Below are 14,474 nucleotides of genomic sequence, written 5' to 3'. Positions count from 1 at the left end.
GGCTGAAAAAGTGAAAGAAAACGGAAAAATAAAACAGGTCATCGGAGCTGTTGTGGATGTGGAGTTTCCAAAAGGACATATGCCACAAGTACAAACAGCATTAACCACCACCAATCCCGGCATTGATGACAAAGCAGATAACCTGGTTTTGGAAGTTGCCCAACATATTGGTGAAGGTACCGTGAGAACCATTGCCATGGATTCAACAGAAGGTTTGGTCCGGGGCATGGAAGTAAAAAACACAGGCGCCCCCATTTCAGTGCCTGTAGGTAAAGAAACTTTAGGAAGAATTTTAAACGTGATTGGTCAGCCTATTGATGCTGCGGGTGAAATTAAAACCGATAAAACTTTACCCATTCACAGATCTGCTCCTACTTATGAAGAACAAGATACCAGCGTTGAAGCTTTTGAAACTGGTATTAAAGTGGTTGACCTTTTGGCGCCGTACTCTAGAGGCGGTAAAATTGGTTTGTTTGGTGGTGCCGGTGTGGGTAAAACTGTGTTGATCATGGAGTTGATCAACAACATTGCAACTCAACACGGTGGTTATTCTGTGTTTGGCGGCGTGGGTGAAAGAACCCGTGAAGGCAATGACTTATGGCTAGAGATGAAAGAGTCTGGCGTTTTGGAAAAAACCTCTCTGGTTTATGGTCAAATGAATGAGCCTCCAGGAGCCAGAGCCCGTGTCGGTTTAACAGCTTTGACCGTTGCTGAGTATTTTAGAGATGAAGAAGGTCAGGACGTATTGTTGTTTATTGATAATATTTTCCGTTTTACCCAAGCCAACTCAGAAGTATCTGCGTTATTGGGACGTATTCCATCAGCGGTAGGATACCAGCCAACCTTGGCTACAGACTTGGGTGGTTTGCAAGAACGGATTACCACAACCAAGAATGGCTCTATTACCTCCGTGCAAGCGATTTATGTGCCTGCGGATGACTTAACAGATCCAGCGCCGGCTACAACCTTCTCACACTTGGATGCAACTACAGTATTGTCTAGACAAATTGCTGAGTTGGGCATTTATCCTGCGGTGGATCCACTGGATTCAACCTCAAGAATTTTAGACCCACAAGTGGTTGGTCTTGAGCATTATGAAGTGGCCATGAGTGTGCAAAAAGTATTGCAACGCTACAAAGACTTGCAAGACATCATTGCTATTTTGGGTATGGATGAATTGTCTGAAGATGATAAGTTGTTGGTGGCGCGTGCTCGTAAAGTCCAACGTTTCTTATCTCAGCCGTTCTTTGTTGCTGAACAGTTTACCGGTATGAAAGGTAAATATGTAAAGTTAGCAGATACCATCAAAGGTTTTAAAGAAATTGTTGCCGGTCAGTATGATGATATTCCTGAGCAAGCATTTTATTTGCAAGGTACCATTGAAGACGTGTTGGCCAAAGCTAAAGAAATGGCGCAAGAAGAGGCTGCATAAGCACAATGGCACATGAAGAAGCAATAGCCCTTGAAATTGTAACACCGGCTGAGAGTTTGGTGAATACTCGCTGTGTAAAAGTGAGTATTCCCGGTCACAAAGGTGAACTGGAAGTCTTAGAAAGCCATACAGAGCTGTTGAGTACACTTTTAACTGGTTTGGTACAGTATCAACATGCAGGCCAAATTCATAAAGTTGCGGTGAAAGCTGGTTTTTTGCAAGTGAACCAAAATCACATTCGCTTGTTGGCCGATGACGCCAAATTCAAAAAAGACATTGACCTTGATCAAGTTCAAGCAGAGCACAAAGACATAGAAGCCAAACTGGTTTCAGAAAAAGTGGGCATAGAAGAGCGTGAAGGGTTATATCAAGAGCGAGATTGGCTGGAAGCTTTGTTAAAACTCTGAAGTCAGAACTTTATTTTATATAAAGTTCTGCACAAAGGGTGAAGCAACAAAAACGACGTTTTTTGTTGGTGAGGGAAAAGTGATTTTCCCTTAAAAGGCCAGATGAGCGTGAAGGGTTATATCAAGAGCGAGATTGGCTGGAAGCTTTGTTAAAATTGTAATTTAACTAACAGAAAAGAGTAAGAAGGGGACATGAACCGTAGGTGCGTGTCCCCTTTTTTATTAAGGGCTAGACAAACCATGTTTAAGCGCTCGGCTGATCGGGCTTGCGCCCTCAAGGCCTTCACGCTTTAAACATGGTTTGTGTGAAAATGATACTTATTAAATATTTAATGTTATTCATTAAATATTTGTTGCTTATTATTGAATTGTGTGATTGTTGATTGATATGAATAGATTTAGTTTAGGAAACTTTCTTTCCCCGAGTAGAGTTATCAAAGGCTCATCGCTTTTATTTTGGTTAGCATCAAAAATCAATAGGCTTTTATTTTTTATAATGCTTGTACTTACTTTTGTAACATCAGTTTTTATATTAAAAATTTTTATTACAGGAGTAAAACCAACAATGGATTTCAAAGAGCTTATTGAAATTGTGGAAAGCTATATTTATCACACGCCACTTTTTGCTGTAGGACTTTTAGTTGCATTCTTCTTTGTTACCGTAGAAATAAACCTAATAAGTAAATTTTTTGAAAGTTTGAATGAAGCACTCAAAGATATATATTCTTTTGAAACCAGTTATAGTGATGAATATTGTTTAGGCAATAGTTTAGTGCGCATAATTTATTTACTAGAAAATACCTTGATACTTAAAATTTTAATTGCGGTTCTTTCTCTATTGATTGAAGTACTCTATATGGAGGAAATTAGAAAAATATTTTACAATGAAGATGCAAGTTTGAATAGGGATGCGTGGTACAACAATATTCTAGACCTTTTTCATCTTAACTTTACATCGGTACTTATACTTTATATCTTATTTAGTGTTTTTAAAGTTCTTTACGAACATAAGAATAAAATTCATCTTCAAAATAAAAAACTAGAAAAAGAAAGTGAGTTGGTCATATAATATGCCAATTCAAGTCAATCTAGATGTACAAATGGCCATTAAGAAAATGTCTTTGAATGAGCTGTCAGAAAAAGTTGGGATCAGCATACAAAATCTGTCTATTTTAAAGACTGGCAAGGCCAAGGCCATACGTTTTTCTACCTTAGAAAAAATATGTGAAGTTTTGGACTGTAAGCCAGGAGATATTTTAGATTATATTGCTGAATAAATAATTTTATTCAGCATTTTTACGATAGGCTTTGATCGTAGTTTTGCCATCTTTTATGGTGATTTTAAACCATACATCATCAATGTTGTTTTGCTCCTCTAATTTTTTCTTCTGTGCTTTGATATGGCTGAGAAATTGATCTTTATCAATGGCTTTGCCCGAGACTTTTTTTTGGCTGGCTAAAAAATCTTTATAAAGCTGATCTTCTTGAGCTTTTCTTAAGTAAGGCTTTTCATCTTTGGTTTTTATTTTCTTACCTGTTGAAGTTAACCCCAACTCAATTAAATGCAATTTCTTTTTCCAGTTTGCTTCATAGGCAAGAAGCTTTTGAAATAAATTATTAACTTTAAATTTTAGGGCATTGTCCCTGAATTTTTCTTGGGTCAGTACTTTAATTTTAGTTTTATAGTTTTTAAGCTTAACCACCGGCGGTACCGGGTCTTTACCGCAGAAATAACGTTCAAAACTTTGTCCTAAATAAATCAGCTCTAAATTAAGTTTGTCGAATCGTTGTTCCAGTTTTTCATCAGAACTTGCCACTATTTTATTTTATCAAAAACACTTTTATTTTAAAAGTTTCTCAAAGTTAATCGGTATTTGGATTAAAAAGAGTATAAAAAACCACCAAACTTTTATTTCTCTTGGCTAGGAGTATAAATTTGTGTTCCTGGATAGTAAGCGCTTAAAATTTGTTGATAGCTGTGTCCATGTTCAGCCCTGCCAATGGCACCGGTTTGACACATGCCTACACCATGCCCAAAACCTCTACCGGTAAAAAGGTAGTGAGCCTGGCCCTTATGCCAATAACGTTTAATGGTGAATAAGGAAGACTTGAGCCCAGAAAAAAAACGTCTGATGTTGAGCTCGCCTTTGAGCAAATGTTTTTGACCATTATGAAAAACAATATTTAAGCTTAAAACTCTACCGGATTGACCCCGTTTAACAATCTCTATATGACGAATGGTGTTTTGCGTGTGAAGTTGTTGCATAAGATATTGACTGCTAAAACTTTTTTGCCAAGACCAATTTTTATCTGGGCTATAAGGCGTATGACCACAAAAAAATAAAGCTTTATTGTCTTGTTCAAGTAAATGTTTGGTGTTGACATAATGTTGTAAATTTAAGGGTTTGGGGTTATTGATGGTATCGTTGATGCCTGTTAAGTATGGAATTGTGGGGTTGCCCCAAATATTTTTTTTATCTTCAGTATGGCCACCGCACATACTGTGATAAAAAGTTTCTGCAAAGCTGTCTTGATACATTAAAAATATAGAGTCTGTTTGTTTAATTGCTTGGTTGCTTTTTTCAGATTCAAATGCAAAGCCTCTGTAGACTTGGCAGCGGGTGTCGCCACAGATGGTATAGGGTGCCTGTCCAGTTAAGGGTTCAAAATGTTTTAAGGTATAAGTTCTGGCAATAACACTTTGTGCTTTTAGAGCTTCAAGTGGGGCACTGGGAAAAATTTCAGCTGGAACAACATGTTTAAGGTAATTGCCCAAGGTGGTTTTTTGTATAAGATCTAGCTTAGACTGATTGTTGCTGACAATGTAAAAATGGCCTCTGTAGTCCTGATCTTGCATGGCTTTGTCTTTGACTGCAGTATCAACATCGGAGTTAAACACTTTTAGCGTTGTATTGGTATTGACATCAATGCTGATCATTCCATCAAAGTCAGTGCTAAAATCATTGTTGGCTGTTCTTATTCTGGCTTTACCAATGGCTGGAATATCGGTTCTTTGAATGACCCGGCAATAATGGTTTGGGTATTTCCGTCTAACCATAATACATATATTTTTTGCAGACTCATAGCTTGAGTATTGGCCTAAACTTAAAACTTGCTTTGCACTCTTTTGGCTCATGTGGGCATGAGAATTTTTTTGACGGATCCAACGGCTTTGTGGAAAACCTCTTTGTTTCCACAGGCCAAGTTTTTTTTGCATTTTAGCTGTTGGCGAAGCTTGCCATAATGTTTGTGTAGCAACGCTTGGGTAGTAGCTGATTAACGCCGGTCGAACAGTTTGAACAGAGTCTACAATCCAATGTGTGTTTTTGGGTGACTGAATCATATAAGGTTTATTGTTAATGAGAATGAGGAATTTGCTATGATCAAGCGTTTTAAATTCAATGCTATTTTTTTGGGTTGAAATACCTACATTGAGCGCAGCATTGTCCGATAATGGCGGAAACCAAAAACTTTGATACAGATCATGCAGTTTTTCTTCATCATGAAAGCTATTTTCTTTTAGATTGATCAGACTTGGCTTTTGCTGAACATGAATACAGCTGTTGAGAAAAAAAACAACAGTTAAAGGGAGAAAAAGGGTAAGTTGCCAACGACGTTTTAGCATTATTCATCCATAAAGAAATCTTGAGAAGAGGTGCTTTGTTCGGGCTTTTCTTCATTGCTGAGTGTAGGTTCAGTGCCTTCAACAAAGTACTCTTTAACGGTTTTTTCACTGGCTTGGGATGCAAGTAAACCAGTCTTACTATCAATTTCAACATAAGTTAAGCCTTCTGGTTTTGTAAAATTAACACTTGGGCTACCCTCTAAAGTATTTTTCATGAAATCTAACCAAACGGGGCTGGCAATCCTACCTCCATCTTCAAGTACACCTAGACTTAATGAGGCATCATCGTAACCAAACCATACGGCACTAACCATTTGCGGTGTAAAACCTATAAACCAGGCATCATGGTTGTCGTTGGTGGTTCCAGTTTTGCCTGCAGCAGGTCTATCAATGTCTCTTGCTCTTGCACCAGTACCCACACTGATCACTTCTTTGAGGAGATGGGTCATGATATATGCGTGCTGTGGCGACATGGCATAGTCATCAGGCAAATCAGTGTCTTCTTCTATAATAGAATTAAGCGCTTGCTCATAGCGTTCAGGATCAATGGTATTGTTGGTGTAGGGGTCAGGGTAAGGAATCTTTTGTTCAAGCACTTCGTCTGAGTAGTTTTGCTCAAGAACATCACCTTGGGCATTGACAACTTTAATAATGCTTTGTGTTGGCTTTAGTTTTTGCCCTCCAGAAGCAAAAACGCTGTAAGCAGTGACCAATTCTAGTGGGCTTATAGCTGAAGCGCCTAAAGCTAGAGATAGGTTTTCTTCTAAAGGCGTGTTGATGCCCATTCTTTTGGCAAAATTACTTAAATGTGGAATACCAACATCTTGTAAGATTTTAATGCTGGGAATGTTGCGTGAGCGAATCAAACAATCTCTAAAAATGGTATTACCATGAAATTCCCCGGCATAATTTTTAGGTTTCCAAATGGTCTGTAGCGCTGGATCATCATAAACAATGGGGGAGTCTACAATAACAGATGCCGGCGTGTAGCCTTTTTCCAAAGCGGAGGCAAAAACAATAGGCTTGAATGCGGAGCCAGGCTGACGTTTTGCTTGTATGGCACGGTTAAATTCACTACGTTCAAAATCATTGCCGCCAACCATAGCTTCAATCATGCCATTAAAAGGATTAACAGCGATAAGAGCAGCTTGTACCTCAGGCTTTTGATAGAGAGTAAAGCTTTGTTCTTTAAGCCACTGTACATAAATATGGTCATTTTTCTTTAAAGCTTGAGAGGGTTTTTTGATTTTATGATAGGCCCAATAAACATTTTCATTGGGTTTTCTTGCCCAATCCATATTTTCTAAGTCAATCGTACCCTGCGTAAAAGCAAGGTCAATGCTGACAGTTTTTTTCTTATCATCAACATCCGTGACCAAGGCTTGATAAATATGATCATTGTTGAGTTGTGCCGGGTTGTCTTGTTCTAGTTTTGCTAAGAGTTCTTCTATGTTTGACTCTTCGATGTTGGCAATAGGCCCACGATAACCTTGATGTTTATCTATTTGGACAACGCTTTTTTTAATGGCTTCATGCGCAGCTATTGCAGCTTTGGAATGAATTGTGGTGTAAATTTTTAAGCCTTTTTTAAGTACTTCATCTGCACCATACTTTGCCATCACTTCTCTGCGAACATGTTCAACAAAGTAAGGAGCGTACCTTAAGTTTAAATCCAATGCAGATTCAAGCTGTAAAGGCTCATTTAAGGCTAGCTGTAAAGTGTTCTTATCAATGTAACCTTCATCATGCATACGGCCTAAAATATAGTTCTTTTTGTTTTGTGCATTTTCAAGGCTTTTTCGTGGGTTATCTCTACTAGGAGCACGGGTTAAACCAGCAATCATAGCAATTTGTGCAAGGTTAAGCTCTGAAGAGTTTTTACCAAAATAAGTTTGAGCAGCAGCCTGAACGCCATAGGCACTATCGCCAAGATAGATTTCATTGAGATAAATCTCTAGGATTTCATCTTTACTCAAACTGCGTTCAATCTTAAAGGCCAATAAAATTTCTCTTAACTTTCTAATCAGTTTTTTTTCAGAAGAAAGCAGTAAAATTTTAGCAACCTGTTGGGTTATGGTGCTTCCTCCTTGTTTGTAACTACCAGCAACAAAATTTTTAATGGCCGCACGCATAATGCCCATGAAAGATATACCAGAGTGGCTGTAAAAATTAGCGTCTTCACCTGCTAAAAATGCATCAATGACCTTTTTTTCAATCTTTTCTATGGGCAGAAAAACTCGACGCTGACTATAAAATTCACCTATTTTAACTTGGTCACGTGTAAAAACTTCTGAACCAACATAGGGTTGATAATTTTTTAAAGATTTTACAGATGGAAGGTTCCAAGAAATATAACTTAAAAAAAGTAAGCCTACACTGAAGGATAGTGTAATAATAAAAAGAGGTATTTTGATTTTAAGTGAAAGCTGTTTGTAATATTCTGAAAACACGTTGACGTTTATATCAGAATTATAGCTTTTAAGCTGAATTTTTATGGAAGTCAGTAAATTTTATTCAGGCTTTTTGCTGGCTTGTTGGAGGTGATGGTTGACTTGTCGTTGCAGTATCATTTGGTCTATATGAAAAATGTGAAATAGAGTTTTTATTTTTGCGACTCAAAACCTTAAAAGCAATATTTTTTTAACCAATCAAAGTATGGCTCTAAAACCCTTTTAAATAAAGGTTAAAATCATTCACTTGACAAGCTGTCTTAAAATCAATTATACAACGCATCGTTGGTCATAAGCCCAAATTATAGGCATAAAATATTTTTTAATGTTTTATGTCATGATCAACAGCAAGTGTTTTAAGGTGGAGCTTGATTCATAGCTTCAGTTTAGATTAGACACAAAGAAAAGATGATGCATTCTTGACATGATTGTATTATCTCTGAGTAATAAAAACTGAGAAGGAGTGTTCGCTGTTTATGCCTGCAAGTATTTTTAATTCCTCACCTACTGTCATTGACACCCTAAGACTATCCATTACGGGTTCTTGCAATTTAAATTGTTTTTATTGTAAGGCTACAGGAAAAAATTTAGATCTCACACACAACAAACAAAAAATAACTCCATCAGACGTCAGCAAGATTGTGAAAATGGTGGGCGATTTAGGCGTTCGTAAAGTTTTGATTAAAGGCGGTGAACCCCTTTTACGCAAAGATGCTGCTAATTTTGTTAAGTCAGCCTTTGCCCATAAGGCTATAGAAGATGTTCGACTGTTTACCAATGGAACGTTTTTGAAAGCCTTTGGTGATGCTTTAAGAAAATATGGCTTGCGTAAAGTAACGCTCAATTTAGACAGCATGCACTTTGCAAAATTTCAAAAAATTACAGGCAGCGATTCCTTGTACCGTGTTTTAGATGGTATTGAAAAAGTAGAGAAACTGAACTTTACAGATATTAGAATCAATATTACCTTGTTTGACGGTATTAATAACGATGAAATTGTTCAGTTTGCAAGGTTAATCAAAGATAGAAAAATACATGTATGCTTTATGGAGTACTTGCCTATTACCAGTGAAGGTGATGCCTATAAAGAGAGAGAGAATAAACTGGGTATCATTGAGGCAAAAAAAATGATTGATTCTTACCAGATTCTTACTCCAATCAGTCCACTACAAAATGAAGACCCTGTGCCAACATTTATTTTTAAAAATGCTATGGGAAAAATTTCTTTTGTAAGCAAAGCTTTTCAAGAAAAATCAAGGTTGTTCCCACAGCTTTTGTTGACTCAGGATGGCATGCTTTATGATGAAAGTGATCCTAAAAAGAAAATGGATTTACTGACAGAGTTGAGAAAAGATCCTAAAAGTTTAAAGCTACGTAAGGCTGTAGAAAAATTCATGACCTTAAAAGAAGATTCTGATGCAGAAGAAAAAAGTGTCAAGACAAGTAAGAAGAAAAAAGTAGCGAAAACCAGTAAAAAAGCAACAGCTAAAAAATCTACAACATCCCAAAAAAAAGGAAAGAAAGTTTTAGCAAAATCTTCTTCAAAGAAAAAAACATCTTCTACAAAACGTAAAACAACACGGTCTAGAACAGCTTCAGCCAATGCTTAGTCATTGACCCAAAGGTGACTTCAGTTTAGTTAGGAGCAGATTTAAGTTGAGGGTTTAGCTTTTTAGGATACGCAACATGTTGCGTGTCCTTTTTTTTTAGGGTATCTCAGTAAATTGAATGATTGATTATGGCAAAGCTCTTTATACAGTAAAAAAGGGACAGCAATGTTTGGTATAGGGACATGGGAAGTTCTGTGTATTTTACTTTTTGCCTTGATGTTTTATGGGCCAGAACAATTGCCAGCGATAGCAAGAAAAGTAGCCTATATTTTTAAGCACTTTAAAAAAATGACCCATGAGGTAAAAACCGTTGTTCAAAAAGAGTTTGCTCAAATTGAGAGAGAGACGCAGCTTAAAGAAATGAAGCAGCAGATTGAAGATATGCGCTCTGAATCGACACAAATGCTGGATGAAGTAAAAAGTGAAGTTGATTCAGTAAAAAATAGTGTAAGCTATTCGGATCAGGGTAATCAAGATGTCAAAAAGGAAGAAACGTGAGTAAAAAAGTTTCTATGACGTTTTTTGAACATTTAGCTGAACTGCGTGTCCGATTAATCAAAAGCGCTCTTTTTTTGTTGGTGTCCATGCTTATTGCATATATTTTTTCAAAACCTTTGTTTAGATATTTACGGATACCATTTGATCAAGCCTATATGAATGTCTACGGCACAATGCCCAACTTGCAAAATATTACCTTGATAGAAGGTTTTATGGTTTATCTTAAAGTTGCTTTTTTGTCGGGGGTGTTTTTTTCTTTTCCATTTATTTTGTATCAGATCTTAGGTTTTGTATTGCCGGCATTAAAACCAGAAGAAAAAAAGTTTTTGTACCCAGGCATAGCTTTGGCCAGTCTTTTTTTTATTGGGGGAGCTGTTTTTGGTTACTGGTTTGTGTTTCCAAAAAGTTTTGAGTTTTTACTGAGTGTAACAAAGGGCGAGCTGATTGCGCAAAATATACGCATGCAGGATTATTTTAAATTTGCATCCATGCTCTTGCTGGGTTTTGGTTTGGCCTTTGAACTGCCGTTATTGGTGTTTTTTTTGGTTGCAATTGGATTAATTTCTTCTAAAGATTTACTGAGAAGCTGGAAAGGCGTTTTGATTATAGTGCTGGTTTTATCAGCCTTGCTAACCCCGGCAGATGTGAGTTCAATGATTCTGATGGCCGTACCTTTGTATATTATTTACCTTTTGATGAGTTGTGTTTGTTTACTCTTGTTTCCAGTTAAAAAATAATCATGGCAAATTTTAATTGTATGGCTTTGTCAATAGAAAACTCAAGCAGGGCTAAAAGTGGGCTTTACAAAATATAGGATCTGAATTAGCATCGGGCAATGTTTAGATGGGTGTTAACTTTTCTTTTGTTAGCGGTTCCTGGCTTGTTTTCACAAGATCTTAAGGAAAAGGATTTTTTAAAAATACGAAAAGCAGTGTTTGAGGTGGTGAAGCCATTTACACTTGAATTTAAGAATATTGAGTACGATAAAAAAATTAATTACAATCAATTGCCGTATGCGATTAGAACAAAGAAGTATGAAAGTTTTGGAACTGCATTTGCTATAGATAACAAGACCATTGTATCCGCAGCGCATGTATTTGATTTGCATCTAAAAAAAACATACTTAAAAGACATCAAGCTGCGTGATAAAGATGATAATTTATATGAGATTGATCAAGTATTGCACTATGATCAACGTAGAGACTATATTGTTTTTAATTTAAAATCGTATCCCAAAGATATGCAGTTTTTGGATGTTTCTGAAGCAAGCAAAGTGGGTCAAACTGTTTTTTCAATTGGTAATGCTTTAGGCCAGGGTGTGGTAGAGAGAAAAGGTAGGGTTACCTCATACACCGATGAAGAATACAAAGGTGATTTTAAGTACATTCGTTTTACAGCACCTGCATCGCCTGGAAACAGTGGCGGTCCCTTAGTTGATTTAAATGCTAAGGTTATTGGCATTGTTATTGGCAAGTCTGCCAATGAGAATTTAAATTATTCAGTACCGATTAAACTATTAAAAAAAGATAAAAATAAAATGGCACAATTTTATGATAGGAAGCTTGTAGAGAGTGACGACGCTGAGGAATTTTTCAGCGTTTGGGAACATAAAGAAAAACTACCGCAGGCATTTTTAACTTTTGCAGATCAGGCAAGTCAAGCGTATTTGGATGGGATTGTTGCAAGAAGAAAAGTGTTTGAGAAAAAGTTTAAGAATGATATTTTTCCGCATGACCGATCAATTCTGCCACGTTTGCATGCTCAAAGAACGGGCACATGGTTTTTGGAGCTAAAAAAGACAGCCGCCAAAGACTGGATTGTTGCTGACTATAAAGATTTTGAATCCATTGAATACAGCAAAGATAAAAATATTACTTTCAAAGTGGCGGGTAACAGTTTTCAGGATATTAGAGGTGAAGTTTATATTGATAAGCCGGATCAATACAGTCTTCAACAGTTTATCAAGAAACCCAAACTGTATTTTGATTTGGTTTTAAAAGCACTGCAACCTTATATTACGGTTGCAGAGCAAAAGTTGCATTTTGTAAGTTTGGGTAATCCAAGCAAAGTTGACCAATGGCAAGATGCTTATGGTAGGCATTGGACATCGTCTGCGTTTTTAGTTGAGCCTTTTGAAGCAGTGATTTATACCCACTGTTTACCAACACCCAAGGGTGTAGCTTGTGAAATTAGATCAAATCCATACTGGCTTTCAGATTTAGAGTTGTTTTATTATAAAATAAAAGCACCTAAGTTGGTGTTGGGCTATCATGGTGACTTAGATGCTTGGACAGAGTTTTTGGCTTTGCCCAAGAAGTTTTTGCCACAATCAATCAGCAAACTCAAAATCAACGCTAAAAAACCTGCAAGTATTGATGATACACAAGGAAATTCAAAGTTAAGGTTGAATCTACCTTATGCTTTAGACCAAGAAACAATAATAGAGATAGGTAACTCTCATGCATTAAATTTAAAACAAGAACAAATAGCAGTGATTTCTGTTAACCAAAAAAAAGACGCTTTGCCTTCGGTTTATGTGAGACGGTTGTATGCTGCACATCCTGAAAGTAAAAAAGAGGACAAGGAAGGTTTGCAGAAAGTTTTTGCAAGAAAGGGTGATGATGATGGTCGAGTACACGTTGATGATGATGACTATCTGCAAAGATTATTGGTTGATGAGAAGGCTAAACCAAAAAGTATTCTAAGGTATCAATGCTTTATGGGCGGAGCAAAGAGTAAAAAAAATGTTAAACGCACCTGTGATAAGGTTTTTCAACTCAATCAATAGTTGAGAATGTTGCTTTTCTTATTTTTATTTGAGGGTATTGTTGATGAAGATGAAACTAAAAAAGAGATATTCTTTTTAGAATATCTCTTTTTTGGTGCAGGTCGTGTCGTTGAGTTAAGCGTTAAATCTTTGTTTCTTTCTTTGTAAAATCTGACCCATGATAATCAATATTAAGAGAATGAAGCCAGTAGGTGAACTTGTATTGGATGAACAGTCGGCGCCTTTGCCTGATCTTCCTTCACTTGCAAGGCCTGTACTTCCTTCAATGGTCAAACTTTGGCCGGCGTCACAAGGGTCAACGCCCAAGGCATTTTCTATGAAGTCATTGACGCCATCACCGTCGGTATCAGCATTGTTTGGATCCGTACACATTAAGTTTTCAGTGTTATCGCTTAAGCCATCGCCATCAGAATCATTGCCGCTACCAACTTGATCGTCGTTTCCATCTAAAGGGTCAGTTCCATCTTGTGTGTGCTCCGTACCATCATCAACGCCACCGTTGTCTGTATCCGGATCAAGAGGGTCTGTTCCTACATCGTTTTCTTCATCACCGTCTGTTAGGCCGTCACCGTCTGTGTCTGGATCAAGAGGGTCAGTACCAGTACCGCCTGGACCTGCTTCTTCGCCATCTGTTAAACCATCATCATCTGTATCTGGGTCAAGAGGATCGGTGCCTAAAGTTTCTTCATCATCATTGGTTAAGCCATCGCCATCGTCATCATCGCTTCCAGAAGATGGATTCATGTCATCGCTGCCATCCAAAGGGTTGGTTAAATCAGTCAAGACTTCTGTACCATCGTCAACGCCACCATCATCGGTGTCCGTGTCTGCACAGTTTGTTCCATGGGTAATCACTTCTTCAAAGTCTGTTAATCTGTCACCATCAGTGTCAACATTTCCTGCAGCTGCTAAGCAGCCATTGCTTTGATCATCGCCATCATTGAGGCCATCACCATCCGTATCAGGATTAAGGGGATCAGTGTCATCTGTTTGATTCATATCAGCTTCTTCATTGTCATTTAAGCCATCACCATCGGTATCAGGATTGGTGCAGGATGTTCCATGCATGTCTTCATCAAAATCAGATAAGCCATCATCATCCGTATCAGGATCGTTAACAGGGTTGCATCCCTGAGCCACTTCAGACCCATCGTTTAGACCGTCGTTATCTGTGTCAGGGTTGAGTGGGTCGGTGTTGTGAGAAAAAAGCTCTTCAGCATCGTTTAGGCCATCGCCGTCTGTGTCAGGGTTTTGCGGGTCTGTAAAGTGAGTGTTAACCTCCTCATTATCATCTAGGTTATCACCATCGGTATCGGGATTGGTGGGGTCAGAAACAACATGTTCACATACGCCATTGATAACATCAGCTTCAAAACCATCCAACAAGCCATCACCGTCAGTGTCGCTCTGGCATGCATTGGTACCACATAAAGTTTCTTCAGAGTTGATCAAGCCATCACCATCGTTATCTGCATTTGGGTTGCTGCTGCAACCCCATTGAGAATAGGCAGGGTTGGGAAGCATGATTGAGGCAACATTGACTGCTAAGAATAGTGCTATGCAAAAATGTTTAAAGTAATTTAGGTTTAATCTTGTGTGTATTGTTTGGCTTCTCATGCTTTATTTAAGAAGCAAGAGCCGTGCCTAAAGCTTTTTAGAAGTAA

Annotated in this window: 12 protein-coding genes; 8 read left to right on the top strand and 4 right to left on the bottom strand. The window is 37.7% G+C overall.

From position 1 onward, the window contains the following. Window positions 1-10: 10 nt before the first annotated feature. The 4 genes from atpD to MRY82_02205 all read left to right on the top strand — a co-directional run bounded on the left by atpD (window position 11) and on the right by MRY82_02205 (window position 3,116). Entirely contained in the window at window positions 11-1,432 is a 1,422-nt protein-coding gene (atpD, locus tag MRY82_02220; protein ID MCI5071744.1) for a F0F1 ATP synthase subunit beta, read from the top strand. A gap of 5 nt (window positions 1,433-1,437) precedes the next feature. Continuing rightward, window positions 1,438-1,839 (top strand): ATP synthase F1 subunit epsilon, encoded by a 402-nt coding sequence (gene atpC, locus MRY82_02215; GenBank protein MCI5071743.1) that lies wholly within the window; start codon window positions 1,438-1,440, stop codon window positions 1,837-1,839. Window positions 1,840-2,227: 388 nt separating this feature from the next. After that, the gene (locus MRY82_02210; protein ID MCI5071742.1) at window positions 2,228-2,908 is read left to right on the top strand and encodes a hypothetical protein; all 681 of its coding nucleotides are present in this window, start codon (window positions 2,228-2,230) and stop codon (window positions 2,906-2,908) included. A 1-nt stretch (window position 2,909) separates the two neighbouring features. After that, window positions 2,910-3,116, top strand: coding sequence for a helix-turn-helix transcriptional regulator (locus tag MRY82_02205; protein ID MCI5071741.1), 207 nt, complete (start codon window positions 2,910-2,912; stop codon window positions 3,114-3,116). 6 nt (window positions 3,117-3,122) lie between these two features. Here MRY82_02205 and MRY82_02200 read toward each other — a convergent pair whose 3' ends face one another. From MRY82_02200 to MRY82_02190, 3 genes are all read right to left on the bottom strand, one after another. Next, window positions 3,123-3,656, bottom strand: coding sequence for a hypothetical protein (locus tag MRY82_02200; protein MCI5071740.1), 534 nt, complete (start codon window positions 3,654-3,656; stop codon window positions 3,123-3,125). A 92-nt stretch (window positions 3,657-3,748) separates the two neighbouring features. After that, window positions 3,749-5,464: a SpoIID/LytB domain-containing protein gene (locus MRY82_02195; GenBank protein ID MCI5071739.1), complete on the bottom strand. Its 1,716-nt coding sequence runs from the start codon at window positions 5,462-5,464 to the stop codon at window positions 3,749-3,751. Then, window positions 5,464-7,914 (bottom strand): PBP1A family penicillin-binding protein, encoded by a 2,451-nt coding sequence (locus MRY82_02190; protein ID MCI5071738.1) that lies wholly within the window; start codon window positions 7,912-7,914, stop codon window positions 5,464-5,466. Before MRY82_02190 ends, MRY82_02195 begins: the two co-directional genes overlap by 1 nt. A gap of 476 nt (window positions 7,915-8,390) precedes the next feature. Here MRY82_02190 and MRY82_02185 point away from each other — a divergent pair, with 476 nt between their 5' ends. From MRY82_02185 to MRY82_02170, 4 genes are all read left to right on the top strand, one after another. Next, window positions 8,391-9,524, top strand: a complete 1,134-nt coding sequence (locus tag MRY82_02185; GenBank protein MCI5071737.1) for a radical SAM protein — start codon at window positions 8,391-8,393, stop codon at window positions 9,522-9,524. 165 nt (window positions 9,525-9,689) lie between these two features. Then, window positions 9,690-10,022: a twin-arginine translocase TatA/TatE family subunit gene (locus MRY82_02180; protein ID MCI5071736.1), complete on the top strand. Its 333-nt coding sequence runs from the start codon at window positions 9,690-9,692 to the stop codon at window positions 10,020-10,022. Further along, window positions 10,019-10,759, top strand: coding sequence for a twin-arginine translocase subunit TatC (gene tatC, locus MRY82_02175; protein ID MCI5071735.1), 741 nt, complete (start codon window positions 10,019-10,021; stop codon window positions 10,757-10,759). The genes MRY82_02180 and tatC overlap by 4 nt, the downstream gene beginning before the upstream one ends. Before the next feature lie 98 nt (window positions 10,760-10,857). Beyond that, window positions 10,858-12,810 (top strand): serine protease, encoded by a 1,953-nt coding sequence (locus MRY82_02170; protein MCI5071734.1) that lies wholly within the window; start codon window positions 10,858-10,860, stop codon window positions 12,808-12,810. A 114-nt stretch (window positions 12,811-12,924) separates the two neighbouring features. Here MRY82_02170 and MRY82_02165 read toward each other — a convergent pair whose 3' ends face one another. After that, window positions 12,925-14,427 (bottom strand): hypothetical protein, encoded by a 1,503-nt coding sequence (locus MRY82_02165; GenBank protein ID MCI5071733.1) that lies wholly within the window; start codon window positions 14,425-14,427, stop codon window positions 12,925-12,927. Window positions 14,428-14,474 lie beyond the last annotated feature (47 nt).

This window comes from bacterium (assembly GCA_022763185.1).
In the GTDB taxonomy this organism is placed as follows: Bacteria; Bdellovibrionota_G; JALEGL01; order JALEGL01; family JALEGL01; genus JALEGL01.
The sequence above is the reverse complement of the archived record's forward strand: the minus strand, read 5'-3'. Positions and strand labels throughout refer to the sequence as shown.

Coding starts and splice junctions, on each gene's coding strand:
- atpC (MCI5071743.1), top strand. CDS start 1,438: ATGGCACATGAAGAAGCAATAGCCCTTGAAATTGTAACACCGGCTGAG.
- MRY82_02210 (MCI5071742.1), top strand. CDS start 2,228: ATGAATAGATTTAGTTTAGGAAACTTTCTTTCCCCGAGTAGAGTTATC.
- MRY82_02205 (MCI5071741.1), top strand. CDS start 2,910: ATGCCAATTCAAGTCAATCTAGATGTACAAATGGCCATTAAGAAAATG.
- MRY82_02195 (MCI5071739.1), bottom strand. CDS start 5,464: ATGCTAAAACGTCGTTGGCAACTTACCCTTTTTCTCCCTTTAACTGTT.
- MRY82_02185 (MCI5071737.1), top strand. CDS start 8,391: ATGCCTGCAAGTATTTTTAATTCCTCACCTACTGTCATTGACACCCTA.
- MRY82_02180 (MCI5071736.1), top strand. CDS start 9,690: ATGTTTGGTATAGGGACATGGGAAGTTCTGTGTATTTTACTTTTTGCC.
- MRY82_02170 (MCI5071734.1), top strand. CDS start 10,858: ATGTTTAGATGGGTGTTAACTTTTCTTTTGTTAGCGGTTCCTGGCTTG.
- MRY82_02165 (MCI5071733.1), bottom strand. CDS start 14,427: ATGAGAAGCCAAACAATACACACAAGATTAAACCTAAATTACTTTAAA.